Below are 26681 nucleotides of genomic sequence, written 5' to 3' on the forward strand. Positions count from 1 at the left end.
CGAGATACAAAGGGAGGTTCTGCTGTGTATCAGCAAAAGCAGAAGTTACAAAACAGTTTGCTTGTCCTGGTGGATGCCGTATGCCTGGTGGCTGCGTTCCTCTTCGGCAGCGTGGTGCGGCTGGAGTTTCGCCCCGACCCGGTGAACCCCACCATGAACGGGGTCATCGCCAACCTGTGGTTGGTGTTGGTGACCTACTTTTGTGTGTATGTATTTTTCAATGCCAACCAGGACTTTAGCCGCCGGGACGGCTATGAAGAGCTGGTATATGTGGTCAAAGTCAGTGCGTTTGTGGCGGGAGTCATTGCACTGGTTTTCTTTGCCGCTCACAAGCTGGAGTACCTGACCCGTACCGTGTGGGCGGTGACGGTGCTCAGCAACCTGGTGCTGATGTACACCAGTCACATGCTGGTCAAGAAAGTGGCCAAAAAGCGCCGGGCCATGGCGGAAAAGGAGCACATGTACCTGGTGACCACCCAGAGCCGGGTGACCTACATCCTCTCCCAGCTCAAGCACGAGGAGGTGCTGGAGCGGTACACCCTGCGCATCGCCATTGTGGACCAGGACATGCGGGGCATGACCATCGGGGGCTATCCCGTGGTGGCCACCTTGGAGGACATGATGGAGGACCCCCGCCGGGAGGTGGTGGATGTGGCCTACATCAACGTGCCCTATGACACCGGGAAGTCCCTCCAGGAGTACATTGACGGCTTCGAGGAGATGGGCATTCCCGTCCAGCTCAACATCAACATGCTGGAGGGCAAGGAGGGCTACAGCCGCTGCATCGACATGGTGGGCAACATGCCGGTGGTCAGCTTTGCTCCCCGGTTCTTTGACTACAACAAGCTGGTGATGAAGCGGGCCATTGATATCATTGGCGCCCTGGTGGGACTGCTCATCACCGCTGTGGTGAGCATCTTCGTGGTCCCCGCCATCAAGCTGGAGTCCCCCGGTCCGGCCCTGTTCCGCCAGAAGCGGGTGGGCAAGAATGGCCGTTACTTCTATATCTACAAGTTCCGCTCCATGTCGGCGGATGCCGAGGCCCGTAAGGCGGACCTGATGGAGCAAAACGAGATGAAGGGCCAGATGTTCAAGATGACCAACGACCCCCGGGTGACGAAAGTGGGCAAGTTCATCCGTGCCACCAGCATCGACGAGCTGCCCCAGTTCTGGAACATCCTCAAGGGGGAGATGAGCCTGGTGGGCACCCGCCCCCCCACGGTGGAGGAGTTCAAGCAGTACGAGCCCCGGCACAAGCGCCGCCTGAGCATGAAGCCCGGCCTCACCGGCCTGTGGCAGGTCAGCGGCCGCAGCGACATCGAGGACTTTGAGGAAGTGGTGCGCCTGGACGTGGCGTACATTGACAATTGGAATCTCCAGCTGGATGCCAAAATCCTGCTCAAGACCCTGGTGGTCATTTTCAAAAAGGTGGGAGCCCGATAAGCCCCCCACCCAAGCTGTTGTATCAAAAATAGGAGTGAATGAAAATGAAACAGTATGATTACATCCTGGTGGGCGCCGGTCTGTTCTCCGGCGTCATCAACTACCTGGCCCGTCAGCAGGGCAAGAAGTGCCTGGTGGTGGAGCGCCGGGACCACATGGGCGGCAACGTGTACTGTGAGGATGTGGAGGGCATCCACGTCCACAAGTACGGTGCCCACATCTTCCACACCAGCAACAAGAAGGTGTGGAAGTTTGTCAACGACCTGGTGGAGTTCAACCGCTACACCAACTCCCCCATCGCCAACTATAAGGGCGAGATCTACAACATGCCCTTTAACATGAACACCTTCAGCAAGATGTGGGGCGTGCGCACTCCCCAGGAGGCCAAGGCCAAGATCGACCAGCAGCGCGCTGTCATCCAGGGCGAGCCCCGCAACCTGGAGGAGCAGGCCATCAGCCTGGTGGGCACCGACATCTATCAGAAGCTGGTGAAGGGCTACACCGAGAAGCAGTGGGGCCGGGACTGCAAGGACCTGCCCAGCTTCATCATCAAGCGTCTGCCCGTGCGCTTCACCTACGACAACAACTACTTCAACGACGCCTACCAGGGCATCCCCATGGGGGGCTACAACGTGCTGGTGGACAAGCTCTTTGAGGGGGCCGACGTGGAGCTGGGGGTGGACTTCCTGGCAAACCGGGAAAAGTACGAGGCCCTGGGCGACACCATCATCTACACCGGCGCCATCGACGCCTACTATGATTACTGCTTCGGCAAGCTGGAGTACCGCACCGTCCGCTTTGAGACCGAGGTGCTGGACACCGACAACTATCAGGGCGTGGCCGTGGTCAACTACACCGACCGGGAGACCCCCTACACCCGGGTCATCGAGCACAAGCACTTTGAGTTCGGCACCCAGCCCAAGACCGTCATCTCCAAGGAGTACTCCACCGACTGGCAGGAGGGCATGGAGCCCTACTACCCCGTCAACGACCAGCGCAACCAGGCCCTCTATCAGCAGTATGCCCAGAAGGCCGCCCAGGAACCCAACGTCATCTTCGGTGGCCGACTGGGCGAGTACAAGTACTACGACATGGACAAGGTCATCGAGTCCGCCATGAACCTGTGGGAGCGGATTCAGGGATGACGTGCACCATTGTCGTAGCGACCCATAAACCCTACCGTATGCCCTCCGACCCCTGCTACCTGCCCCTCCATGTGGGCAGGGCGGGGAAGGAGGATATCGGCTTTTCGGGGGACGATACGGGGGAGAATATCTCCCAGAAAAACCCATTTTACTGTGAACTAACAGGCCTTTACTGGCTTTGGCGCAACGTGGATTCCGACTATAAGGGGTTGGTGCATTATCGCCGCCACTTCGGGGGGAGCCGCAAGAGCCGTGACCCCTGGGAACGCATCCTCACCCAGGGGGAGCTGGAGGCCCTTTTGAAGGGCCAGGACGTGCTCCTGCCCCGCAAGCGCCGCTATTATATTGAGAGCCTCTACTCCCACTACGCCCATACCCACTATGGGGAGCACTTGGATTTGACCCGGGAGATCATCGAGGCCCAGTGCCCCCAGTACCTGCCCGCCTTTGACCGGGTGATGCGCCGGACCTGGGGACACATGTTCAACATGTTTGTGATGAAGGGGGAGAAGTGCGACGCCTACTGCGCCTGGCTCTTCCCCATTTTGGAGCAGCTGGAGGGCCGGGTGGACTACCGGAGCCTGGACCCCTTCCAGGCCCGCCTCTTTGGCCGGGTCAGCGAGTTGCTGCTGGATGTGTGGCTGGAGACCAACGGGTACGCCTACCAGGAGCTGCCCCTGGTGTCCACCGAGCCGGTGAACTGGTGGAAGAAGGGGACCTCCTTTTTGAAGGCCAAGTTCTCCGGCAAGAAGTACGGCTCCAGCTTTTGAGACGTTGGAATAGGTGAAATTGGAATGGAAGAGGAAAAGATAACCGTCAGTGTGGTGGTACCTGTGTACCAGACGCCCCTGGAGCTGCTGCGCCGGTGCCTGGACAGCTTGGAGGCCCAGACCCTGGAGGGGGTGGAGGTGCTGCTGGCCTTTGACGAGCCGGCGGATGGATACCGGGACACCGTGGCCCCCTACGCCCAGCGCATGGCCCTGCGGGTGCTGGAACTGCCCCACGGGGGTGTGTCGGCGGCCCGGAATGCGGGCATCCGCCACGCCCAGGGGGAGTGGATCTCCTTTGTGGATGCCGACGACTGGATTGACCCGGAGATGCTGGCCCGACAGGTCCAGGAGGGAGAGGCCAGGGGCGCGGATATCATCATGACCGAGCACGTCATGGAGTACGGCGCCAGCTCCCAGCCCCGCGGCTATCAGAGTCAGGCCATGCTCTTTGCGGGGGAGGACAAGCGCCGCTTTGAGTGCGACGTACTCAAGCCCCAGACGGGAGCGGGGTTTGTCACCGCCAAGCTGCTGCGCCGGGCGCTGCTCATGGAGAGAGAGATTTTCTTCCGGGAGGAGCTGTCGGCGGCAGAGGACGCGGAATTCATGTTCCGGGCTGCTTGCGCCGCCCAGTGCATTGCCTACCTGCCCCTGCCCATGTACCACTACTGGTTCAATGCCGGTTCCGCAGTGCGCCGTTACCGCTCCGACTACGCCCAGCGGTACATCCGCTCCATGGAGGCCATTCGGGCGGACCTGGACCAGATGGGGGACCGGGAGTACTGCCGGGGGGCCTACCACAGCTGTGTGCTCTACCACCTGCTGCTCATTGCCGTCAACGACTCCTTCCACTCGGACAACGGGCTGGGAGGACGGGCCCAGCGGAAGGCATTCCGGGACCTGGTGCACACCCCGCTGTTTGCCCAGTCCCTGGAGCACGTACACCTGGGAGACTTCTCCACCACCCGGAAGGTGACCCTGCTGTGCGTGAAACTCCGCTTTTATTACGGGGTGTATCTCATCGCCAAGGTGCGGCACTGGCAATTTCGGAAATTTGCAGGACAGTAAGGAAGAAGCATGAAAAACGTATTGGTATTTGGAATGACGGAAAACCCCGGCGGGGTGGAGAGCGTCATCATGAACTATTACCGGGCCATGGACCGCAGCCGGGTGCAGCTGGATTTCCTGTGCAACTCGGACACCGTGGCCTATGAGGAGGAGATTTTGGCCCTGGGCGGCAGAGTCTACAAGATTCCCGCCCGGCGGGACGGACGGCGTGCCTTCCACCAGGCCCTGGACGCCTTTATGGCCCAGCACGCCCGGGAGTACTGCGCCATCTGGGTCAACGTGTGCAGCCTGGCCAACATCGACTATTTAAAAGCGGCCAAGAAGTATGGTATCCCCAAGCGCATCATCCACTGCCACAACGCAGCCAACGGGGACAGCTTTCTGCGGGGGCTTCTGCATCGGTACAATCGGCGGGTGGTTCGTGGAGTGGCCACCGACTTCTGGTCCTGCTCCGACGGGGCCTGCCCCTGGTTTTACGGGGCTGAGGCGGGGAAGCTCCCCCACTATCAGCTCATCACCAACGCCATTGACCCCGCAAAGTTTACCCCCGACCCCCAGGTGCGGCAGGCGTACCGCCGCCAGCTGGGGTGCGAGGACGCCCTGGTGGTGGGACACGTGGGGCGGTTCCACTTTCAAAAAAACCAGAGCTTTCTCCTGGACGTGGTCTCGGAACTGGCCCGCATGGGCCAGCCGGTGAAGGCGCTGCTGGTGGGCCAGGGGGAGGACCTGGAGCCCATGCGTGAGAAGGCCCGCTCTCTGGGGCTGGAGGGCCAAGTGGAATTTCTGGGGGTGCGGTCCGACACCGCCCAGCTCTACCAGGCCATGGACGTGTTTGTCTTCCCCTCCCAATTTGAGGGGCTGCCCATGGCCCTGCTGGAGGCCCAGGCCAACGGCCTGCCCTGTGTGGTGTCCGACGCCATTGTACCGGAGATTCAGGTCAACCCCAACCTGTACCGCCTCTCCCTCCAGGATAGCCCCAAGCAGTGGGCGGAGTGTGTGGTGAACAAAGCCCTCAAGGCGGGGCGGGTGGACCAGACCCAGTTTGCCCACTCCCCCTATGACATCAACAGCCAGGTGCAGCGTCTGCAAGCGCTGCTGACAGAGGAGGCACTATGAAGCAATTCTGCATTGTGGAGCGGGACTCCCACGAGTTCCACGCAGGCTCCAAGGCCCGCAACGATGTGGGAGAGATTCTCACCGCCCAGGGGTGGACGGCCCTGCCCATCCACCGCAGCCAGGGCAAGGGCACCCCGGATAAGCTGAAAATGGCGGCGGTGACCTGGATGGACTGGCGGGGAGTGGCCAAGCAGTTGTCCCCCGGGGACACCCTGCTGGTGCAGTACCCCCTGGATATGTACCCCAAGGTCAGCCGTCTGGCCATCCCCTTTTTGCGGGGAATGAAGGAAAAGGGCGTGCAGCTCATTTTCCTCATCCACGACCTGGACAGCCTGCGGGGCGTGGAGGGCAACGGAGAGCGGCAGTTCTTGGAGCTTGCTGACCTGCTCATCGCCCACAACCAGGAGATGACGGAATACTTATGCGAGCGGGGATATGGGGACAAGGCCATCCGCACCCTGGACCTCTTTGATTACCTATTGGAGGAGGAGCCCACCGCCTGCAACACCCAGGACCCCTGGGAGGTGGTGGTGGCGGGAAATCTCCGTCCGGACAAGGCGGGGTATGTCTACCGTCTGGGCCAGCTGGACTCCAAGGTCCGCTTCCGCCTCTACGGCCCCAACTATCAGGAGGGGGTGCCCCAGGTGGGGGTGAAGTACTGCGGCCAGTTCCCCCCCGAGCAGCTGCCCCAGACTCTGCGGGGCGGCTTCGGCCTGGTGTGGGACGGCGATCGACTGGACTGCTGTGATGGAGTGTACGGCACCTATTTGAAGTACAACAACCCCCACAAGGCATCCCTCTATCTGGCCTGTGGCATCCCGGTGATGGTGTGGGACCAGTCCGCCCTGGCCGACTACGTGGTGGAGCACCATTTGGGTATTGCGGTGGGCAGCCTGGAAGAGCTGCCCCGCCGGCTGCAGCACATGAGCCGGGAGGAGTACCAGACCCTGTGCCAGGGAGCCCGGGAGATGGGCGCCCGGCTGCGCCGGGGCGCCATGCTGGGCCGGGTGCTCCGGGCCTATGAATCATCCAAGGACGAGGTGACAGAATGAAACGCCACGATGGACTGCGCCAATGCCTTTTCTGGTGCGCTTTTCTCCTCTATTTGGTGGCCACCACCCTGCAATTTACCATGGCCACCGAGGTGGGTATGGTGGGCAAGATATTGACCCTGGCCCGCTACCTCTCCTTTGGGCTGGCCGGGTTGAAAATCCTGTGGGATTGGGCGCTGCTGGGCCTGAAAAAGGAGGGGCCGTGGTCCCTGACCCGGGGGGCGGTGGGCTGTGCCTTGAAATATATCCTGCTGGCAGGGATTGTGCTGCTGGCGGTGGTGACCTCCAAGGATACCTTGCCCCTGTTTGTGCTGGTGCTGCTGCTGGCCTCCAAAGGGGTGGAAGTGGACGACATCTTTGGGATCGCCCTGCCTGTGCAGGTACTGGTGCTGGCGTTTGTCTTCTTTCTCACCCTGGATGGGACCCTCCCCGACCTGACGTACGTGCGGGAGGACGCCACCGTGCGCCACTCCCTGGGCTTTACCTATCCCACCGTGGTGATGACCTACTTTTTTTTCATCCTGGTGTGGGCCATGTGGCGGTGCAGAAAGGGCATCTCAGTGGGCTCCGGAGTGGCGCTGTTGGCGGTCACCGTGGGCCTTTACTACCTCACCGACGCCCGCAACGGCTTTTTGCTCTCCTGTGTGGTGATTCTGGTGGAGATGGTGCTGGGCCAGCGGTCCCGTTGGGATGGCTTGGCCCGCCGTCTGAGTGAGCAGCGCTGGTGCCGGGTGTTGTGCCGGGTGGTGCGGTTTGGCTATGAATACTGTGCCGTGCTCCTGTGCGTTTTGTTGGCGGGACTGTGCTGGCTCTATCCCGCCCAACCGGCAGCGATGCTCAACAGTCTGCTCTCGGACCGTATCCGGCTCACTGCCCAGGCGGCTGCCAACTACGGCATCCACCTGTTGGGCAACTCCATCCAGTGGGTGGGCTACGGCGGAGATGTGGATTGGGCGACCATTGGAGAGCGGTACAACTTTGTGGACTGCTCCTATTCCCTGACCCTGTTCAACTACGGCGTGATCTTCTCTGCCCTGGTCCTGGTGGGGCTGGTGCTTCTGGCCCGTCGGCTGTACAAACAGGGCAATTGGAACCACTGCTTCCTCTATCTCATGGTGTTGGGATGCTGCTTTATTGAGCCTCGGCTGCTGGAAGTGCACCTGAACCTGGTGCTCTTTGCCGCCGCGCCCATCCTGTACACCTGTCCCAAGTGGCTGGAAGGCAGGAAGTGACCATGGCCAAGATTCAGTCGGTAAAATTCAATTTCGTCATGAACAGCATCCTCACCATGTCTGCCATGATCTTCCCCATTATCACCTACCCCTATGTGACCGGGATTTTGGGGCCTCAGGGAATTGGCACGGTGTCCTTTGCCAACTCGGTGGTGACCTACTTCTCCATGTTTGCCCAGCTGGGCATTCCCACCTACGGCATCCGGGCCTGCGCCAAGGTGCGGGACAACCGGGAAGAGTTGTCCAGAGTCACCCAGGAGATCTTGCTTATCAACCTGGTGACCTGCGTGGTGTCCTATGTGCTGTTCTTTATCTCCCTCCAGGCCATCCCTCAGCTCCGGGAGGAGAAGGGGCTCTACCTGGTGATGAGCTCCATGATTCTGTTCAACTCCATCGGGGCGGAGTGGCTGTACAAGGGCCTGGAGCAGTACCGCTATATCACCCTAAGGTCGGTGCTCTTTAAGTTCATCGCCCTGGTGGGGATGTTCCTCCTTATCCATGAGGAGGGGGACTATGTGATCTACGGCGGCATCACCATTTTTGCCTCCGTGGGGTCCAACCTCTTAAACCTCATCAACCTCAAGTGGCTGGTGGATGTGCGCCCCATGGGGCACTACAACTTCCGCCGCCACCTGCGGCCCATCTTCGTGTTCTTCGCTATGTCCATCGCCACCACGGTGTACACCAACATGGACAATGTGATGCTGGGCTTCCTCCGTGGCACCACGGAGAACGGCTACTATGATGCCGCGGTGAAGATCAAGAACATCCTGGTCAGCGTGGTGGCCTCCCTGGGCACGGTGCTGCTGCCCCGAGTGTCCTACTACGTGGAGCGGGGGGAGAAGGAGGCCTTTGCCCAGGCCACTCAGAAGGCCCTGCGGTTTGTCTTCCTGCTGGCCATGCCTCTGTGCCTCTACTTCATCCTCTTTGCCCGGCCCTCCATCTACCTGCTGTCGGGCAAGGCCTTTGAGGCCTCCATTTTGCCCATGCAGCTGATCATGCCCACTCTGGTGTTCATCGGCCTGACTAACATTATGGGCATTCAAATTCTGGTGCCCACCGGGCGGGAGAAACAGGTGCTGTTCTCCGAGCTTGTGGGGGCTGTGGTGAATGTGGTGGCCAACTCCCTGCTCATTCCCCAGATGGGGGCGGCCGGAGCGGCCATCGGCACGGTGCTGGCCGAGCTGGCGGTGCTGGTGGTGCAGATCGTCGCCCTGGGCCGGGAAATTCTCCCCGCTCTGGCGAAGCTGCCCTATCTCAGGGTATGGATGGCCCTGAGCGCTGCGGCGGCCTCGACGGGGTGGCTGTTGGGCAGTTCCCTCCACCCCCTCGTGGTACTGGTGGCTTCGGCGGTGCTGTTTTTCGCCTCCTATGGGGTACTCCTGCTGCTGTTGGGAGAGCCTATGGTGCGGGAGATCTGGTCCCAGGTGTGGGAAAAGACCGTGGGAAAAGTGTTGAAAAAGTAAATGGAATCTGGTATAATTCGTTGGATAAACACCAGCGAGGACAAAAGGAAGCTGGCGCATCCCGCCAGCTTCTCTTTTTTGGGAGGGAACCCCTTGTCTCAAATCAAATTATTTGTGTGCTGTCACCAGGCGGGGCAGCGCGTCCCGGCGCACCCCCTCCTCCACCCCGTGCAGGTGGGGGCGGCGCTGGCCCAAGACCATTTCCCTGGTTTTGCCCACGACGATGCGGGAGAGAACATCTCCCAGAAGAACCGCTCCTACTGTGAGCTCACCGCCCACTACTGGGCGTGGAAGAACGTGGAGGCGGACTACTACGGATTTTTCCACTACCGCCGCTACCTGTATCTGGACGAGCACGCCCGCCGTCCCTACCGTCTGGCGGGAGAGTTGACGGCGGAGGGCCTGGAGACCCTAGGCTTCGACCGGCTGGAGCAGTGGCTGGAGGGCAAGGCCTGCGTGGTGCCCATGGGAGAGGACATGCACATCTCGGTGCGGGACCACTACGCCCGGGCCCCTTATCACCACCGTGAGGACTTGGCTCTGGTGGAGGACATTGTGAGGGAGAAATACCCGGACTATGTGCCCGCCATGGAGGAATATCTCTCCGGCACCAACTGTTATTTTGGCAATATCTTTATCATGCAAAAGCCCCTGTTTGACCAGTATTGCGGGTGGCTTTTCTCCATTCTGGAGGAATTTGACCGCCGGGCAGACACCACCGGCTACTCCACCCAGGAGCTGCGGGTGGACGGGTATCTGGCCGAGCGGCTGTTGGGGGTGTATGTCACCCATCTGCGCCGCACCACTGGGACCCAAGTGTACGAGCTGCCCCGGGTGCAGTTTGAGCCGGACAACAAGAAGCGGGTTCAGCGGAAGCTGCTCAACGCCCTGCTCCCACCGGGGAGCCGCCGGAGGGCTTGGGTGAAGAAGGGAAGAGGGTGAAGCGCTTGGCAGCATGTGACATTTCTGTGATTATCCCGGTGTACAACATCCAGCAGCACTTGCGGGAGTGCCTGGACAGCGTGCTGGGCCAGAGCTATCCCCATCTCCAGGTGATCTGTGTGGACGACGGCTCCACCGATGAAAGCCCCGCCATCCTGGCCGAGTACGCCCAGAAAGACCCCCGGGTGCAGGTCATCCGCCAGAAAAACGCCGGACCCGGCGCTGCCCGGAACACTGGACTGGAGGCGGCAACGGGGGAGTATGTGATTTTCCTGGACTCGGACGACTGGTTCGAGCCGGACTTTTTGGAACAGATGGTGGACACCGCCCAGCGGGAAGGGGCGGACGTGGCCATTTGCCGGGCGGTGGAGTTTGACACCAACTCCGGGCGGGAGCTGCCCTCCGAGTGGATGATGAAAAAGCAGTATCTCCCCGGCAAGCTGGCCTTTGCCCCCCAGGAGATGGCTGACCACCTGTTCCAGTTCACCTATGGCATGCCATGGGACAAGTTCTACCGCCGGGAGCTGCTCACTTCTTCGGGCATTCGCTACCCGGCCCTGAAAAACTCGGAGGATCTGGCCTTTGTCTATCCCACGCTGTTGGCGGCAACACGCATTGCCGTGGTGGACCAGGTGCTCATTCATCACCGGATTAACCGCATGGCCTCGGTGTCCAACAGCCGCTGCGGCCAGCCCGAGGCCCCCTATGAGGCCTTCCAGATCGTCAAGGAGTATCTGGAGCAGCACCAGCTCATGGACACCTACCGCCGCAGTTTCCTCAACTGGGCCATGGAGTTTTTGGTCTGGCACATCAGCAACATGTCCCAGCGGGACATTCAGAGACAATACCTACACACGCTGCGGCGCCAGTGGTTGCCCCAGCTGCACTTTGAGGAGCATCCCGCCAGCTACTACGAGAGCAAGAGCTGTTACGCCAAGTATCTGCTGGCCCGGTATGCCCCTTATCCTGTGTTTGCTGCCGTGGTGAAGGTGTATAAAAAAGCCAAACATGGGGGGCAGTGAGCATGGAGAAGATGCAAATTTCCGTCATTATCCCGGTGTACAACACCGAGGCCCACTTAAACGCCTGCCTGGACGGCGTTCTGAGCCAGAACATCCCCCACCTGGAGGTCATCTGTGTGGACGACGGCTCCACCGACCGCAGCCTGGAGGTGCTCCGCGAGTACGCCGCCCGTGATCCCCGGGTGGTGGTGCTCACCCAGAAAAACTCCTTTGCCGGCGTGGCCCGCAACCACGGCCTGGAGGTGGCCCGGGGGGAGTACGTGGCCTTTTTGGACTCCGACGACAAGTTCCTGCCCGGGGCCCTGGAGGGGCTGTATGCCCAGGCCAAGGAGCATGACCTGGACGTCATCAAGGCGGGCTTTTCCTATGTGGAGCCGGGAGGAGAGCCCTATACCACCCTGTACTCCACCTTGAGCTGCATCGGCAAGGGTCAGGCCAAGCGGGTGATGCGCTTCACCGACCTGCCTCTGCGGCTGCTGCAAGTGCCCGACGTGCCCTGGAATGGCCTGTACCGCCGGGCCTTTTTGGAGCAAAACCACATCCACTTCAATAGCCTCCGGTGCATCAACGACCATTCCTTCTGGATTGCCTGCCTCATCCACGCACCCCGGCTCATGGTGACCCACACCCCGGTGGCCTGCTACCGGGTGGAGCAGAGCACCTCTCTGGTGGGGCGTAAGGCGGCCCATTTCCACTGTCAGCTGGAGTCCTACCAGATTGTCCGGGAGATGGTGAAGGATTTGCCGGACAAGCTGCGCCGCGCCGTCATGCGCAACGAGCTCAACGGCATGTTCGGCTGGTATGAGCGGCTGCGCCCCCAGGCCCCGGACGTGGAGGACCTGGACCGACAGGTGGCGGAGTTTTTGAAGCAGTTGGATGAGGAAGAGGTGGGGGTGAAATTCCTCCGCTCCTTCTCCTATAGCGGCTCTTATTTCTCCCTGCGCTATGGCCAGCCCGCCCCCAAGCGCCCCAACCCCCTGGTGCGGGCGGTGAGCTGCTGGCGGGACCACGGGTGGACCTACACCTGGGAGAAGCTGCGCTCGAAAGGAGAACAGACATGGGTACGGTGAAAAATTCCTTGAAGAAGGTACTGCCCCCGCCTGTCTCCGCCTTCAACCGGGAGGTGGAGCGGATTTTGGCCGCTCAGGAGGGCAATGCTCAGCTGATCCAACAGTTGCGCCATGGGGTGGAATCGCTGACCCGACAGCTGGAGGATACCCAGAAGATGGTGAATGTCCTGACCAAAGTTGTGCAGGAGAACCAAGCTGCAAAACTGGAGCATGTGCGCAGACAATCGGCGGATGCCTCCCGGAATGCGGCAGAAGGGACTTGGGCCAACGTCTTCCACGATACGATTCGAGAAAGCAAGTGGCTGACCGATGCCACATTTTCGCCGGGCAGATGGGCGGTGGGATATCCCTATCTGTATGCCATGTATCGAGTGCTCAACGAATTCCAGCCCAAGCGTATTTTAGAGCTGGGGTTGGGCCAGTCCACCCGAATGATTGCCCAGTATGCTGCGGCCCATGAGGGCGTAGAGCATCTTGTGGTGGAGCATGACCCGGCGTGGATTCAATTTTTCAGCCAGGCATTCTCCCTGCCCGCCTCCACGCAGATTGTACAGCTGGAGCGGGAAATGGTGCCCTATCAAGAGGCACAACAGGTGCGCGTGTTCCAGGGCTTTCAGCAGGCCTTGGCGGGAAAGCAGTTTGACTTTATCTCCATCGACGCACCGTTGGGTGGAGATATGAAGGAGTACGCCAGGATCGACGTATTGCGTATGATGCCCGGATGTTTGAGTCGGGACTTTGTCGTTATGGTGGATGACGCAGAGCGACCGGGAGAGCGGCATACCGTGGCAGCTATGGAGAAATGCTTGCAGGAACATGACATTGCCTATCAGCGTGGCGGATACAACGGGAAAAAAGATACCGTTTTGCTCTGCTCACAGTCTGTGGGATTTTTGAGCAGTATGTGAGGGCTTGCCCCTGACACATCATGTGATGAAGAAAAGGAATGGAGAAAAAAGAAATGGAACCTAAGGTTTCGGTGATTATCCCGGTATACAACGTGGAGAAGTACCTGGGCCCCTGCCTGGACAGTATATTGGGACAAACTCTGAACAACATTGAGGTCATCTGCGTGGACGACGGCTCCACCGACCGCTCCCTGGACATTCTCCGGGAGTATGAGAAGCGGGATGCCCGGGTGAAGGTGCTCACCCAGCCCAACACCAACGCCGGAGCGGCCCGCAACAAGGGCATCCAGCAGGCCAGGGGCGAGTACCTGTCCTTCCTGGACTCGGACGACCACTTTGACCCCACCATGCTGGAGAAGTGTGCCGCCCGTATGGACCAGGACGGATCTGACGTGCTGGTGTTCGGGGCCAAGCAGCACAACATGCGCACCGGTATCATCTCGGACATGCCCTGGAGCCTGCGCCTGGACCGTTGCCCCCAGAAGTCGGTGTTCCCCCCCCGCGAGGTGAAGGACTACCTCTTCAACAACTTCCAGAACTGGCCGTGGAACAAGCTGTTCCGCCGCTCCTTCGTGGAACAGCACCACATCACCTACCAGGAGATCACCCGCACCAACGACATGGCCTTTGTCTGTCAGGCCCTGGCCCAGGCCGGGCGCATCTCGGTGCTGGACGAGTATCTGGCCTACTACCGGGTGGAGACGGGCAGCAGCCTCCAGCAGAGCAACCACCGGGACCCCATGGCGTTTACCCAGGCCTTTGTAGAGACCAAGCGCCGCCTGGAGCAGGTGGGACTGTACCACAAGTTTGAGAAGAGCTTTTTGAATGTGATGCTCAGCGGCACCCGAACCAACCTCTATAATATGAAGACGGTGGAGGCCAAGGAGAGGGTTATTCGCTGGATTCAGAGCGAGATGGACCAGGAGTTCCATATGTTCTCCAAGGACCGCAGCTATTTCTACATGCCTGCCCACTACGATGAGCTCAAGGATCTGAGCCAGCAGGGCGAGGTGGCCCGGCAGGTGGCGGCCCCGGTGAAACAGCCCAAGGTGTCGGTGATTATGCCCTCCCTCAATGTGGGCCGCTTTATCCGGGAGTGTATTGCCAGTGTCAGCAAGCAGACCCTGGAGGACATTGAGGTCATCTGTGTGGACGCCGGGTCCACCGACGGCACCCTGGAGCTGCTGGAGTACGCCGCCCAGCTGGACCACCGCATTCAGGTAGTGCGCAGCGACAAGAAGAGCTACGGCTACCAGATGAACCTGGGACTGGATGCAGCTCGGGGCGAGTACATCGGCATTGTGGAGACCGACGACTGGATTGAGCCCACCATGTTTGAGACCATGTACCAGGCCGCCAAGGCCCAGAAGGCGGACATGGTCAAGTGCAACTACCACTGGTTCACCACCGGGCAGGGCAGACAGTCCCTCCCCTTTGAGAACCTGTCCCGCTGCCAGTACGGCAAGGTGTTCTGTCCCCGCACCGACGACCACGCCATCTTTACCACCACCCCCGCCATTTGGAGTGGCATCTACCGCAAGGACATGATCACCAGCCACGGCATCCGCTTCCATGAGACCCCGGGGGCCTCCTTCCAGGACACCTCCTTCCACTTCATGGTGTGCACCGTGGCCCAGCGCTGCTATCTGCTGGAGGACCACTTGCACCACTACCGGAAGGACAACGACGGCTCCTCGGTGCACTCCAAGGGCAAGGTGTTCTGTGTCAGCGATGAGATGCACTACTACGAGCAGTTCCTGGATAAAAATCCCCAGTACAAGAAGGAGCTGTATGCCTTCTACCTGTCTTTGAAGTATGAGAAGTACCGCTGGAACTACGAGCGCCTGACGGCGGAGAACCAGTGGTCCTTTATGGAGCTGATGCACCGGGAGTTCCAGGAGGCCCACCGCCAGGGCCAGCTGGACAACCGGGAGTTTACCCCCGAGGCCTGGGAGAACCTGAGCCGGGTGGTCACCAACCCCATCCAGCAGTTCAAGCTCACCTGTAAGACCTATTCCACCCGCCCCAACCTGTCCCAGGTGTTCCCCGCCCAGGTGGTGGTGGAAAGCCGGGTGGAGGCCCCCAAGGTGTCGGTGATCATCCCCATGTACAATGTGGAGGAGTACATCGCCCAGACCGTGGACAGCGTGCTGGGCCAGACCGATAAGCAGGTGGAAGTGGTGTGCGTCAACGACGGCTCGGTGGACGCCACCCTGGACATCGTCCGGGACATCGCCCAGCGGGACGGCCGGGTGACCCTGCTCCACCAGATCAACAAGGGCCAGTCCGCCGCCCGAAATGTGGGCATCCAGCAGGCCAAGGGTGCGTTTATCATCTTCCTGGATGGGGATGATATGCTGGAGGAGAACACTGTGGCCACCCTCTATCCCCAGGCGGTGGAGCGGGAGCTGGACGTGCTGTACTACGACGGCAAGTCCATCTACGACACCCCCGAGCTGGAGAAGGCCCACCCCTACTACAAGACGGCCTATGAGTACCTGGCCGAGTTGCCCGATGTGATGACGGGCCGGGACCTGTTCTGCCGCATGAAGGACGACCGGAAGTACCGGGCCTCCCCCTGTCTGGGCATGTACCGCAAGTCCTATCTGCTGGACAAGCACTTGACATTTGTGGAGGGCATTGTCCACGAGGACAACCTGTTTAGCATTCAGTCCTTGGTACAGGCCCAGCGGGTGGCCCACGTCACCGACCAGCTGCTCATCCGTCGGGTGCGGGAGGGCTCCACGGTGACTATGAAGAAGACCTTCATGCACATCTACGGCTACCTCACCTGTATGACGGGCATGTATGAGTTTATCCAGAGCCGGGAGTACGACCAGGAGCTGCAGCGGCATGTGTCCACCGAGATCAGAAGCCTGTCCCGCCAGACCTGGAACGACTACGCTCTGGTGGAGGACAAGGGCGCCTGTCGGGGTAAGCTGACCCCCGCCGAGGACATGATGCTCAATGCCCTTATGGCGGGAGCGGGCGGCGGAGGCGGCTTTGCCGCCGACGAGGCCAACCTCATCCGAGCCTCCTGGACCTACCGCATCGGCAGCTTCTTCACCTTCATCCCCCGGAAAATCCGGGGCGGCATCCGCTGCTACCAGGAGAACGGGAAGGAGTACACCATCAACCGGGTGAAAGAAAAATTCGCACACTTGTTTGGGAGATGAAACAGATGAACATTGCCATTGCCGGAACCGGCTATGTAGGACTGGCCAATGCCATTTTGTTGGCCCAGCACCACCACGTCACTGCGGTGGACCTGGTGCAGGACAAGGTGGACGCCATCAACGCCAGAAAATCTCCGCTGGTGGATGCGGAGATTGAGGACTACCTGAAGAACAAAGACCTGGACCTCACCGCCACCACCGACGGGGCGGCGGCCTATGCAGGGGCGGACTACGTCATTGTCTCCACCCCCACCAACTACGACCCGGTGAAGAACTACTTCGACACCTCTTCGGTGGAGTCCGTGGTGCGCCTGGTGATGCAGGTCAACCCCGAGGCCATCATCGTGGTGAAATCCACCGTACCTGTGGGCTTTACCCTGGGCCTGCGGGAGAAGCTGGGGTGTGAGAATCTGATTTTCTCCCCCGAGTTTCTCCGGGAGGGCAAGGCGCTCTACGACAACCTGTACCCCTCCCGCATCATTGTGGGAGCGCCCCTGGACGACCCCCGGCTCAAGGCGGCGGCGGAGACCTTCGCCAACCTCCTGGCAGAGGGAGCGGAGAAGAAGGACATTCCCATCCTCATCACCAACCCCACCGAGGCCGAGGCGGTGAAGCTGTTTGCCAACACCTATCTGGCCCTGCGGGTGTCCTTCTTCAATGAGCTGGACACCTACGCCGAGGTGCGTGGTCTGAACACCCGCCAGATCATCGAGGGCATCGGCTACGACCCCCGCATCGGCAACTACTACAACAACCCCTCCTTCGGCTACGGCGGCTACTGCCTGCCCAAGGACACCAAGCAGCTGCGGGCCAACTATGACCAGGTGCCCAACAACATCATCTCCGCCATTGTGGACGCCAACCATACCCGCAAGGACTTCATTGCCGAGCGGATTCTGGAGAAGGCGGGCTACTACGGACCCCACGGCGAGGGGAGAGACGGCACCCCCGGCAAGCCCTGCGTGGTGGGGGTGTATCGCCTGACCATGAAGGCCAACTCGGACAACTTCCGCCAGTCCAGCATTCAGGGCGTCATGAAGCGCATGAAGGCCAAGGGGGCGGAGGTCATCATCTACGAGCCCACCCTGAAGGAGGACACCTTCTTCGGCAGCCGGGTCATCCGTGACTGGCAGGAGTTTGTGGACCAGAGCGACGTCATCGTGGCCAACCGCTACACCAAGGACCTGGAGCCTGTGATGGATAAGGTGTATACCCGGGACCTCTACTTCCGAGATTAATTAGGGGAGTTGCTATGATAGAGAAGTTGAAACGCCACCAGTTCCTCTTTGAGGAGCTGGTGAAGCGAGATTTTAAGAAGAAGTACAAGCGCACTGTGTTGGGCATGGCCTGGAGCGTGCTCTCGCCCCTGATGACCCTGCTGGTGATGCGCCTGGTGTTTACCCAGTTCTTTGGACGGGGGATGGAGCACTACACCACCTATCTGTTCTGCGGTAACCTGATCTTCTCCTGCTTTAACGAGTCCACCAGCCAGGGTATGACTTCGCTGATGGGCAACGCCAACATCTTTACCAAGGTCAACGTGCCCAAGTACCTGTTTCTGCTGTCCAAAAACGTGCAGACCCTCATCAACTTTGCCCTGACCTTGGCGGTGTTCTTTGTGTTCTGTCTGTTGGACCAGATCACCTTTACCTGGAAGTTCATTCTGCTCCTTTACCCTGTGCTGTGCCTGGTGTTGTTCAACATCGGCGTGGGCATGGTGCTGTCCGCCCTGTTTGTTTTTTTCCGGGACGTGCAGTACCTGTGGACCATCTTCACCCAGCTTTTGATGTATATGTCCGCCATCTTCTATACCGTGGACATCTACTCCCCTCTGATGCAGAAGATGTTCTACCTCAACCCGGTGTACACCTTCATCTCCTACTTCCGTAAGATCGTCATCTACGGCACCATCCCCACCCCATGGCACCATGGCCTGATGCTGCTGTATGTGGTGCTGGCTCTGGCTGTGGGAGCCCTGATCTACAAGAAATACAACACCCAGTTCCTGTATTACGTGTGATAAAGGGGAGCGGAGGGTAAGGAGATAACGCATGAAAACCCAAAATCAAAAACGATATCTGATTCTGCTGGCGTTGGTGCTGGTGTTGGCGGTACAGACCGTCATGATGGGGTACTTTGGCCAGAAAAAGGCCGGGTACCACGTGGACGAGGTCTATACCTATGAGCTGTCCAACTATCCCGGGACCTTCTTCTCGGAGACCGAGGGCTTTTTGGACACCTGGGTGGACGGCTCCTTCTTCCAGGACTCCATGTCCGTGGACGGACTGGGGGATTTGGACTACTCCATCCCCTACCACAACCAGGAAAACGACGTGCACCCGCCGGTCTACTACTTTGTCATCCACACCGTCTCCGCCCTGTTCCACGGGGAAGTGAGTAAGTGGATTGGCATTCTGCCCAACATGTTCTTCTGCCTGCTGACCACCGTGCTGCTCTACCTGGTGGCGGCCCGGCTCTTCCCCAATCGGGCGCTGGCCCTGCTGGCGGCAGCCATGTGGGCTTGGAGCGTGGGAGGTATGACCACGGCGGTGTTCATCCGCATGTACGCTCTGCTGACCTGCATTGCCACGGCTCTGGTGCTGGTGCACCTGAAAGCCCTGGAGGATGTGCGGCGGGGTAAGCTGAGGAAGAGAACCGCTGCACTGCTCTTTGTGGTCACTCTGCTGGGCATCCTGACCCAGTACTACTTCCTGGTGCTCTGCTTCTTCCTGTGCGGAATTTTCTTCCTCTACCTGTGTGCCACCCGGCGGTGGAAGCTGCTGGGGGTGTACACGGTGCTGGAGGGCGGGGCCCTGTGTGCCGCTGTGGTCCTCTTCCCCAAGATGCTGTTCCACATCTTTGGCGGCTACCGGGGCAAAGAGGCCTTTGGCAGCATGGCCACCAAGGAGGGCACGTTGGATGGCCTGAAAAAGGTGGCCAGTACCATCAGCCGCCAGCTCTTCAACGGCTGGCTCAAGGAGTGCATTCTGCTGGTGGTGGCCGTGGTGGTGGTGTACTTCCTGGTCAAGCACGTGCTGCACCCCCGTCTGTTCCCCAAGGGGGAAGAGGTGGGCATGGCCGTGGAGATGGATGTGCACCTGGACCGCAAGCTGCGCCTGCACATCTCCCATGTGGATGTGGCCGTGACCCTGCTGGGCGTGGTGGCCGTGGGCTACTGGGGACTGGTGGGAAAGGTAGCACCCTATAAGACCGACCGCTACTTCTTCTGCATCTACCCGCTCATCGTCCTGTGCATGGTCTACCTGGGCTATCGCACCCTGATGCTGCTGGTGCGCAACCCCCAGCGGTGCACCATCGCCCTGGCTGTGGTGGCCCTGGGGATTACCGCGATGTCCTATCGAACCCAGACGGTAAACTACCTCTTCCTGGAGACCAACCAGAGAGCCCAGGAGCTGGCAGGGTACGAGGAGTATCCCGTCATTATCCTCAGCGTCCAGGGAACCCCGGAATTTGCCGACGCCCAGGCCATGGAGTTCCCGGAGCATTCCCAGATCTACCGCTGCGGGGGGAAGGATTTTGCCGCTCTCAGGGATGCCGTGGAGTCCAAGGACCTGGAGGGCGGGTTCCTGCTGTTTATCCGGGACTTCGGCAAGATGTCCCAGGAGGAGATCCAGGAACAGGTGGAGGCCCAGCTGGACCTGGACCAGTTTGAGCTCTTGACCAGAATCGGGTGCAACGTCTACTTCTGCACCCTGGAGGAGGCTGCGTCATGATGATTACCGTGGTGGTGCCCTGCTACAACGAGGAGCAGGCCCTGCCTTACTTTATTCCGGAAATTCAACAGGTGGCCAAGACCTTGGAGACGCAGTACCAGGTGGACCTGGAGGTGCTGCTGGTCAACGACGGCTCCAAGGACGGCACATTGTCCCTCATGCGCACTTACGCCGGGCAGTACCAGAATGTCCGCTACCTCTCCTTCTCCCGAAACTTCGGCAAGGAGGCGGCCATCTATGCGGGCCTGGAACACGCCAAGGGGGACTATGTGGCCATCATGGACGCAGATATGCAGGACCCCCCGGCGCTGCTGCCCCAGATGTATGAGATTCTCCGGGACGAGCCCTACGACTCGGTGGCCACCCGCCGGGTGGACCGGGCGGGAGAGCCCCCCATCCGCAGCTTTTTTGCCCGCACCTTCTACAAGCTCATCAACCGCATTTCCGATGCGGACATTGTGGACGGCGCCCGAGACTACCGGCTGATGAAGCGGGCCATGGTGGATGCCATCCTGTCCATGAAGGAATATAACCGCTTCTCCAAGGGCATTTTCGGCTGGGTGGGCTTCCGCACCAAGTGGCTGCCCTATGAGAATGTGCAGCGGGTGGCAGGGGAGACCAAGTGGTCCTTCTGGAAGCTGTTTCTCTACTCCATCGAGGGCATCGTGGCTTTTTCCACCGCCCCTCTGGCCATGGCCTCGGTGTTCGGCATCATCACCTGCCTGTGCGCCGCCCTGGCCCTGTGCTTTATCCTGGTGCGCACCATCCTCTTTGGCGACCCGGTGGAGGGCTGGCCCAGCATGATGTGCGTGATGCTCTTTTTAGGGGGCATCCAGCTGCTGTCCATCGGCGTCATCGGTCAGTATCTGGCCAAGACCTATCTGGAAACCAAGCATCGTCCCATCTACATCCTGCAAGAGAGCAGCGATGGCACTAAAAAGGATAAAGGGGTACAATCATGAGTATTTTGGAAGTGAATAACGTCTCCATCCGGTATATGACGGGAGATTTTAAAGACATCGGCATCAAGGAGTACGTCACCCGCCGCCTGCGGGGCAAGTACGAGGTGAAGAAGTTCTGGGCGGACAAGCACGTCACCTTCTCTCTGGAGAAGGGGGACATGCTGGGCATCATCGGCACCAACGGTGCGGGTAAATCCACCCTCTTGAAGGCCATCTCCGGCATCATGGAGCCCACCGAGGGGTACGTACACCGGGAGGGCACCATTGCCGCTCTGCTGGAGCTGGCCAGCGGCTTTGACGGGGACCTGACGGTGCGGGAAAACACCTACCTCCGTGGGGCCATGCTGGGCTATACCCGCAAGTTCATGAACGAGATGTACGACCAGATCATCGAGTTTGCCGACCTGAAGGAGTTTGAGGACCGCCCCTTTAAGCAGCTGTCCTCAGGCATGAAGTCCCGTCTGGCCTTCTCCATCGCCTGCCTGGTCCAGCCGGATATCCTCATCCTGGACGAGGTGCTGTCCGTGGGCGACGGCGCATTCCGCCGCAAGAGCGAGGCCAAGATGAAGGAGATCATCTACGGCGGCGCCACCTCCATTCTGGTCTCTCACTCCCTGGAGCAGGTCCGGGAGATGTGCACCAAGATTTTGTGGCTGCACAAGGGCCACCAGGTGGAGTTTGGAGACGACGTCCAGGGCATCTGCGACCGCTATCAGGAGATGCTGGACGGCAAGCGGAAGATCGAGGTCCCCGCTGACTAAATACCGATTCATATGAAACACTCTGCCCCTGGGGGCAGGGTGTTTTCCTTGCTGAAAAAACATCGGTCACAGTGCAAAAAAGGCACTACTCAACGGGACGAAAAGGTGGTATAATCCCACAAAGGGCGTTGACCGTGCTGACTCCCTGTAAGGCTCGTACACCATAGGCTGTCTGTCCCGGAGTGGGGACAGACCACACCACACATATGGAGGTAATCAGTATGCGTTTTACTCTTCCCCGTGATCTGTACCATGGAAAAGGCTCTCTGGAGGAGCTGAAGAACCTGAAGGGCACCCGTGCATTCGTCGTCACCGGCGGTGGCAGCATGAAGCGATTTGGCTTCCTGGCCCGGGTGGAGAATGCCCTGAAGGAAGCGGGCATGGAGGTACATATTTTTGAGGGCGTGGAGCCCGATCCCAGCGTCACCACCGTAATGCGAGGCGCTGAGGAGATGCGCCAGTTCCAGCCCGACTGGATTGTGGCCATCGGCGGCGGCAGCCCCATCGATGCAGCCAAGGCCATGTGGGCCTTCTATGAGTACCCCGATGTCACCTTCGACGACCTCATCGTCCCCTTCAACTTCCCCACGCTGCGGCAGAAGGCCCATTTCTGTGCCATTCCCTCCACCTCCGGCACTGCCACTGAGGTGACCGCCTTCTCCGTCATCACCGACTACGACAAGGGCATCAAGTACCCCCTGGCCGACTTCAACATCACCCCCGATGTGGCCATTGTGGACCCCGAGCTGGCCGAGAAGATGCCCCCCAAGCTCACCGCTCACACCGGTATGGACGCCATGACCCACGCCATTGAGGCCTACGTGTCCACCGTCCACTGCGACTACACCGACCCCCTGGCCCTCCACGCCATCCAGATGGTGCACAACGACTTGAAGAAGTCCTATGAGGGTGACATGGATGCCCGGGACCGGATGCACAACGCCCAGTGCTTGGCCGGCATGGCCTTCTCCAACGCCTTGCTGGGTATCGTCCACTCCATGGCCCACAAGACCGGAGCCGTGTTTGAGGGCGGCCACATCATCCACGGCGCGGCCAACGCCATGTACCTGCCCAAGGTCATCCAGTACAACGCCAAGAACCCCGAGGCCGCCCAGCGCTACGCCTACATCGCCCGCTTCATGGGCCTGGAGGGCAGCGACACCCAGTCCCTGGTGGCCGCTCTGGTGGCCGAGCTGCGCCACATGAACGATGAGCTGAACATTCCCCAGTGCATCGCCCACTACGGCGAGGGCGGCACCATTGCCGAGCAGGGCTTCGTGGGCGAGGAGGAGTTCCTGGCCAAGCTGCCGGAGATCGCCAAGAACGCCCTGGGCGACGCCTGCACCGGCTCCAACCCCCGCCAGCCCGACCAGGCGGACATGGAGAAGCTGCTCCGGGCTTGCTATTACGACCTGGACGTTGACTTTTAATCCTTTAGCGTGTAAAATAGGGGGAGGGGAATGGCTCTCCCCCTATTTTCTTTTGCGCGATACCCTCATGGAAGGAGATTGTTATGTTTCGAATTGCGGAAAAAACCCCGCTGAACCCCACCGTCACCAAGATGGTCATCGAGGCCCCTCTGGTGGCCAAGAAGGCACAGCCGGGTCAGTTTATCATTGTACGCCCCTTCGAGGACTCCGAGCGGATTCCTCTGACCATTGCCGACTTTGACCGCCAGGCCGGTACCATCACCATCATTTTTCAGATCGTCGGCGGCACCACCATGGAGCTCAACCAGCTGGAGGCGGGCCAGTCCGTCCACGACTTTGTGGGACCTTTGGGCCGGGCCAGTGAGCTGGAGGGCCTGAAGAAGGTGGCCGTGGTGGGCGGCGGCGTGGGCTGCGCCATTGCCTATCCCACCGCCAAGCGCCTCCACGAGCTGGGGGCCGAGGTGCACTCCATCGTGGGCTTCCGCTCCAAGGACCTGGTGATTTTGGAGCAGGAGTTTGAGGCGGTGTCTGACCACATGGCCAAGATGAGCGACGACGGCACCTGGGGCGAGAAGGGCCTGGTGACCAACGCTCTGGAAGCCCTCATTCAGGCGGGCAACCAGTACGATGAGGTCATCGCCATTGGACCCCTCATCATGATGAAGTTTGTCTGCAAGCTCACCGAGAAATACGGCATCAAGACCACCGTGTCCATGAACCCCATCATGATCGACGGCACCGGCATGTGCGGCGGCTGCCGCCTCACCGTGGGCGGCGTGACCAAGTTCGCCTGTGTGGACGGCCCCGACTTTGACGGCCACCAGGTGGACTTTGACGAGGCCATGCACCGGGGCTCCACCTACCGGGAGTTTGAGACCCACGCCCGGGAGGCCTCTTGTAATCTGCTCAACAAGGAGGTGCAGTGAGCATGGCACACCAGATCAACATGGACCCCTGCAAGTGCCCCATGCCCAGCCAGGAGCCCCAGGTGAGAAACCACAACTTTGACGAGGTCGCTCTGGGCTACACCGCCGAGATGGCGGTCAGCGAGGCCAAGCGCTGCCTGAACTGTAAGAATAAGCCCTGCCAGACCGGGTGCCCTGTGGGCATCGACATCCCCGCCTTCATTGGCAAGGTGGCCGAGGAGGACTTTGAGGGGGCCTATCAGGTGCTCTCCGCCTCCAGCGCCCTGCCCGCCGTGTGTGGGCGTGTCTGCCCCCAGGAAAACCAGTGTGAGGGCAAGTGCGTCCGGGGCATCAAGGGCGAGAGCGTGGGCATTGGCCGCTTGGAGCGGTTTGTGGCCGACTGGCACCGGGAGCATGTCACCGACACCCCCGTCAAGCCCCAGCCCAACGGCTACAAGGTGGCCATCATCGGCGCTGGCCCCTCCGGCCTCACCGCCGCGGGTGACCTGGCCAAGCTGGGCTATGCCGTGACCATCTATGAGGCCCTTCACCTGGCCGGCGGCGTGCTGGTATACGGCATCCCCGAGTTCCGTCTGCCCAAGGCCATTGTGCAGCAGGAGATTGACGGCCTCAAGGCCCTGGGCGTGGACATCGAGACCAACATGGTCATCGGCAAGGTGCTCACCATTGACGAGCTCATGGGCGAGTACGGCTTCGAGGCGGTGTACATCGCCAGCGGCGCTGGCCTGCCCCGGTTTATGGGCATCCCCGGCGAGAGCCTCAAGGGGGTGTACTCCGCCAACGAGTACCTCACCCGCATCAACCTCATGAAGGCCTATCAGCCCGGCAGCAAGACCCCCATCATGCACAGCCACAAGGTGGCCGTGGTGGGCGGCGGCAACGTGGCCATGGATGCCGCCCGCTGCGCCAAGCGCCTGGGTGCCGAAGAGGTGTACATCGTCTACCGCCGGGGCATGGAGGAGCTCCCCGCCCGAAAGGAAGAGGTGGAGCACGCCCAGGAGGAGGGCATCATCTTCAAGACCCTCACCAATCCCGTGGAAGTGCTGGGCGACGAGGATGGCCGTGTCCGTGGCATGGCGTGCATCGAGATGGAGCTGGGCGAGCCCGACGCCTCCGGTCGCCGCCGTCCCGTGGAGAAGCCGGACAGCCGCTTTGAGCTGGAGGTGGACACCATGATCATGTCCATCGGCACCAGCCCCAACCCCCTCATCCGGTCCACCACCCCCGGTCTGGAGACCAACCGCCACGGCTGCATCGTCACCAACGGGGACGACGGCCTCACCAGCCGAGAGGGCGTGTACGCCGGCGGCGATGCCGTCACCGGCGCCGCCACGGTAATTCTGGCCATGGGAGCGGGCAAGCAGGCCGCTGCTGCCATCCATGCGTACATCCAGAACAAGTGATATCCAGCATAAGAAAACAGCAGCCCTTTTCCCAGACGTGGGAGAGGGGCTGCTGTTTTTATGAGCTCAGGGATTCACGGTGTGGCAGAGCAGATAGTCCAGCCAGTTTTTGCAATGGGAGGGGGTGAGGTGGATGCCGTCGGAGGAGGCACCCTCAGGCAGACAGAAGTTGTCGTCCTCCATGAGGGCACGGGAGACCTGGAGGTAATAGACCTTCTGCTCCTGGGTCATGTTGAGAATCAGCTGGTTGAACTCCTGAATCTTCTCGTTGGAGATATAGCTGTGGGTCTCGGACACCTTCTGAGATACAGGGAGAATCTCCTGCACGTAGATGACGGCGTCGGGGTTGACGGCCCGGATCTCCTCAATGAGCTGGGTAAACTTGTCGATGAAAATACTGGGATAGGCCCAGCCCAGCTCGTTGATGCCAAACATGAGATACACCTTGGAGAACTGGGTGTGTTTCATGGCCTCCACCACCGTCACCATCTGGCCGTTTAGGTCCACAATGGGGTCGGTGAAGACGGTGTCCACCGTGAGGCCCTTTTGGGCATAGCTTGTGGCGTTGCTCAGGCCAGTATACAGCACCAGTCCTTCGGTGCGGGAATCGCCGATGAACACGGCATCGTCCAGATAGCTCTTTTCCACAGCGCTAGACTCCGGCACCGGCTGGGAGAAGTCATAGGGCAGGGACTGGGTGGGGCTGGCCGAGGGGGCCAGAGAGGGCGTGGGCTCCGGCGAGACGGTGGCTGTGGGCGTCGGGGTGGGTTCTGGCTGGTCATTAGAAGGGGCGAAGAGGTGGGTGACCACCGTCACCACAATGGCCAGAGCGGCCAGGCCCAGAACGAGGAAGAAGAGAATGGTGAGGGGAGATGCGCGGTGACGCCGTCTCCGGTGGCGTCGGGGTTGAGTGCTCATAGAAGGTACCTCCAAGGTTGAAAAAGGTTGAAACATTGTAGTCTAAGTACCATTCCGAAAAAGGGCGCACAAACCCAAGCCCCCTAAAAGCGGGCAAAAATCGAATTTATGTTTAAAATCTAAACAGTAGGTGGAGCGGC

At 60.3% G+C, this 26681-nt stretch carries 22 protein-coding genes; 21 read left to right on the top strand and 1 reads right to left on the bottom strand.

Annotated elements, in window-relative coordinates; all coding sequences use genetic code 11:
- Positions 1 to 24 precede the first annotated feature (24 nt).
- The 21 genes from B5F98_RS05865 (at position 25) to gltA (ending at position 25623) form a co-directional block, all read left to right on the top strand.
- The gene (locus B5F98_RS05865) at positions 25 to 1443 is read left to right on the top strand and encodes a sugar transferase (RefSeq protein ID WP_158099797.1); all 1419 of its coding nucleotides are present in this window, start codon (positions 25 to 27) and stop codon (positions 1441 to 1443) included.
- A gap of 44 nt (positions 1444 to 1487) precedes the next feature.
- Positions 1488 to 2588 carry a UDP-galactopyranose mutase gene (glf, locus tag B5F98_RS05870; RefSeq protein WP_087370312.1) on the top strand — a complete coding sequence of 367 codons (1101 nt, stop codon included), beginning with the start codon at positions 1488 to 1490 and terminating at the stop codon, positions 2586 to 2588.
- Positions 2585 to 3358 (top strand): DUF4422 domain-containing protein, encoded by a 774-nt coding sequence (locus B5F98_RS05875; RefSeq protein ID WP_087370314.1) that lies wholly within the window; start codon positions 2585 to 2587, stop codon positions 3356 to 3358. The genes glf and B5F98_RS05875 overlap by 4 nt, the downstream gene beginning before the upstream one ends.
- A 24-nt stretch (positions 3359 to 3382) precedes the next feature.
- Complete coding sequence (locus B5F98_RS05880; protein ID WP_087370316.1) at positions 3383 to 4423, top strand: glycosyltransferase family 2 protein; 1041 nt, start codon at positions 3383 to 3385, stop codon at positions 4421 to 4423.
- A 9-nt stretch (positions 4424 to 4432) separates the two neighbouring features.
- Positions 4433 to 5539 (top strand): glycosyltransferase family 1 protein, encoded by a 1107-nt coding sequence (locus B5F98_RS05885; protein ID WP_087370317.1) that lies wholly within the window; start codon positions 4433 to 4435, stop codon positions 5537 to 5539.
- Positions 5536 to 6591 carry a sugar transferase gene (locus B5F98_RS05890; protein WP_087370319.1) on the top strand — a complete coding sequence of 352 codons (1056 nt, stop codon included), beginning with the start codon at positions 5536 to 5538 and terminating at the stop codon, positions 6589 to 6591. Before B5F98_RS05885 ends, B5F98_RS05890 begins: the two co-directional genes overlap by 4 nt.
- Positions 6588 to 7823, top strand: coding sequence for a hypothetical protein (locus B5F98_RS05895; protein WP_087231944.1), 1236 nt, complete (start codon positions 6588 to 6590; stop codon positions 7821 to 7823). Before B5F98_RS05890 ends, B5F98_RS05895 begins: the two co-directional genes overlap by 4 nt.
- Positions 7824 to 7825: 2 nt before the next feature.
- A complete protein-coding gene (locus B5F98_RS05900; RefSeq protein WP_087231947.1) occupies positions 7826 to 9289 on the top strand; it encodes a flippase in 1464 nt (487 codons plus the stop codon).
- Positions 9290 to 9382: 93 nt separating this feature from the next.
- Positions 9383 to 10231 carry a DUF4422 domain-containing protein gene (locus B5F98_RS05905; protein ID WP_158099798.1) on the top strand — a complete coding sequence of 283 codons (849 nt, stop codon included), beginning with the start codon at positions 9383 to 9385 and terminating at the stop codon, positions 10229 to 10231.
- 5 nt (positions 10232 to 10236) lie between these two features.
- Positions 10237 to 11253 carry a glycosyltransferase family 2 protein gene (locus B5F98_RS05910; RefSeq protein ID WP_158096762.1) on the top strand — a complete coding sequence of 339 codons (1017 nt, stop codon included), beginning with the start codon at positions 10237 to 10239 and terminating at the stop codon, positions 11251 to 11253.
- A 2-nt stretch (positions 11254 to 11255) separates the two neighbouring features.
- Entirely contained in the window at positions 11256 to 12323 is a 1068-nt protein-coding gene (locus tag B5F98_RS05915; protein WP_087370321.1) for a glycosyltransferase, read from the top strand.
- Between the two features lie 8 nt (positions 12324 to 12331).
- The gene (locus B5F98_RS05920) at positions 12332 to 13231 is read left to right on the top strand and encodes a class I SAM-dependent methyltransferase (RefSeq protein ID WP_143482744.1); all 900 of its coding nucleotides are present in this window, start codon (positions 12332 to 12334) and stop codon (positions 13229 to 13231) included.
- Positions 13232 to 13284: 53 nt separating this feature from the next.
- Positions 13285 to 16407, top strand: coding sequence for a glycosyltransferase (locus tag B5F98_RS05925; RefSeq protein ID WP_158099799.1), 3123 nt, complete (start codon positions 13285 to 13287; stop codon positions 16405 to 16407).
- Between the two features lie 5 nt (positions 16408 to 16412).
- Entirely contained in the window at positions 16413 to 17645 is a 1233-nt protein-coding gene (locus tag B5F98_RS05930; protein ID WP_087370326.1) for a nucleotide sugar dehydrogenase, read from the top strand.
- Between the two features lie 14 nt (positions 17646 to 17659).
- A complete protein-coding gene (locus B5F98_RS05935; RefSeq protein WP_087231965.1) occupies positions 17660 to 18427 on the top strand; it encodes an ABC transporter permease in 768 nt (255 codons plus the stop codon).
- 31 nt (positions 18428 to 18458) lie between these two features.
- Positions 18459 to 20141 (top strand): glycosyltransferase family 39 protein, encoded by a 1683-nt coding sequence (locus B5F98_RS05940; protein WP_087370328.1) that lies wholly within the window; start codon positions 18459 to 18461, stop codon positions 20139 to 20141.
- Positions 20138 to 21103: a glycosyltransferase family 2 protein gene (locus B5F98_RS05945; RefSeq protein WP_087370330.1), complete on the top strand. Its 966-nt coding sequence runs from the start codon at positions 20138 to 20140 to the stop codon at positions 21101 to 21103. Before B5F98_RS05940 ends, B5F98_RS05945 begins: the two co-directional genes overlap by 4 nt.
- Entirely contained in the window at positions 21100 to 21864 is a 765-nt protein-coding gene (locus B5F98_RS05950; RefSeq protein ID WP_087370331.1) for an ABC transporter ATP-binding protein, read from the top strand. The genes B5F98_RS05945 and B5F98_RS05950 overlap by 4 nt, the downstream gene beginning before the upstream one ends.
- A 221-nt stretch (positions 21865 to 22085) precedes the next feature.
- The gene (locus B5F98_RS05955) at positions 22086 to 23294 is read left to right on the top strand and encodes an iron-containing alcohol dehydrogenase (protein ID WP_087370333.1); all 1209 of its coding nucleotides are present in this window, start codon (positions 22086 to 22088) and stop codon (positions 23292 to 23294) included.
- Positions 23295 to 23377: 83 nt separating this feature from the next.
- Positions 23378 to 24220 (top strand): sulfide/dihydroorotate dehydrogenase-like FAD/NAD-binding protein, encoded by an 843-nt coding sequence (locus B5F98_RS05960; protein WP_087370335.1) that lies wholly within the window; start codon positions 23378 to 23380, stop codon positions 24218 to 24220.
- A 2-nt stretch (positions 24221 to 24222) separates the two neighbouring features.
- Positions 24223 to 25623: an NADPH-dependent glutamate synthase gene (gltA, locus tag B5F98_RS05965; protein ID WP_087370337.1), complete on the top strand. Its 1401-nt coding sequence runs from the start codon at positions 24223 to 24225 to the stop codon at positions 25621 to 25623.
- A gap of 66 nt (positions 25624 to 25689) precedes the next feature.
- Here the strand turns inward: gltA and B5F98_RS05970 are convergent, their stop codons facing one another.
- Positions 25690 to 26541: a GDSL-type esterase/lipase family protein gene (locus B5F98_RS05970; RefSeq protein ID WP_158099800.1), complete on the bottom strand. Its 852-nt coding sequence runs from the start codon at positions 26539 to 26541 to the stop codon at positions 25690 to 25692.
- Positions 26542 to 26681: the final 140 nt, after the last annotated feature.

This window comes from Pseudoflavonifractor sp. An44 (assembly GCF_002161675.1).
GTDB lineage: Bacteria > Bacillota > Clostridia > Oscillospirales > Oscillospiraceae > Enterenecus > Enterenecus faecium.

Coding starts and splice junctions, on each gene's coding strand:
- B5F98_RS05875 (WP_087370314.1), top strand. CDS start 2,585: ATGACGTGCACCATTGTCGTAGCGACCCATAAACCCTACCGTATGCCC.
- B5F98_RS05890 (WP_087370319.1), top strand. CDS start 5,536: ATGAAGCAATTCTGCATTGTGGAGCGGGACTCCCACGAGTTCCACGCA.
- B5F98_RS05940 (WP_087370328.1), top strand. CDS start 18,459: ATGAAAACCCAAAATCAAAAACGATATCTGATTCTGCTGGCGTTGGTG.
- B5F98_RS05930 (WP_087370326.1), top strand. CDS start 16,413: ATGAACATTGCCATTGCCGGAACCGGCTATGTAGGACTGGCCAATGCC.
- B5F98_RS05945 (WP_087370330.1), top strand. CDS start 20,138: ATGATGATTACCGTGGTGGTGCCCTGCTACAACGAGGAGCAGGCCCTG.
- B5F98_RS05900 (WP_087231947.1), top strand. CDS start 7,826: ATGGCCAAGATTCAGTCGGTAAAATTCAATTTCGTCATGAACAGCATC.
- B5F98_RS05935 (WP_087231965.1), top strand. CDS start 17,660: ATGATAGAGAAGTTGAAACGCCACCAGTTCCTCTTTGAGGAGCTGGTG.
- gltA (WP_087370337.1), top strand. CDS start 24,223: ATGGCACACCAGATCAACATGGACCCCTGCAAGTGCCCCATGCCCAGC.
- B5F98_RS05885 (WP_087370317.1), top strand. CDS start 4,433: ATGAAAAACGTATTGGTATTTGGAATGACGGAAAACCCCGGCGGGGTG.
- glf (WP_087370312.1), top strand. CDS start 1,488: ATGAAACAGTATGATTACATCCTGGTGGGCGCCGGTCTGTTCTCCGGC.
- B5F98_RS05950 (WP_087370331.1), top strand. CDS start 21,100: ATGAGTATTTTGGAAGTGAATAACGTCTCCATCCGGTATATGACGGGA.
- B5F98_RS05960 (WP_087370335.1), top strand. CDS start 23,378: ATGTTTCGAATTGCGGAAAAAACCCCGCTGAACCCCACCGTCACCAAG.
- B5F98_RS05880 (WP_087370316.1), top strand. CDS start 3,383: ATGGAAGAGGAAAAGATAACCGTCAGTGTGGTGGTACCTGTGTACCAG.
- B5F98_RS05970 (WP_158099800.1), bottom strand. CDS start 26,541: ATGAGCACTCAACCCCGACGCCACCGGAGACGGCGTCACCGCGCATCT.
- B5F98_RS05895 (WP_087231944.1), top strand. CDS start 6,588: ATGAAACGCCACGATGGACTGCGCCAATGCCTTTTCTGGTGCGCTTTT.
- B5F98_RS05925 (WP_158099799.1), top strand. CDS start 13,285: ATGGAACCTAAGGTTTCGGTGATTATCCCGGTATACAACGTGGAGAAG.
- B5F98_RS05915 (WP_087370321.1), top strand. CDS start 11,256: ATGGAGAAGATGCAAATTTCCGTCATTATCCCGGTGTACAACACCGAG.
- B5F98_RS05955 (WP_087370333.1), top strand. CDS start 22,086: ATGCGTTTTACTCTTCCCCGTGATCTGTACCATGGAAAAGGCTCTCTG.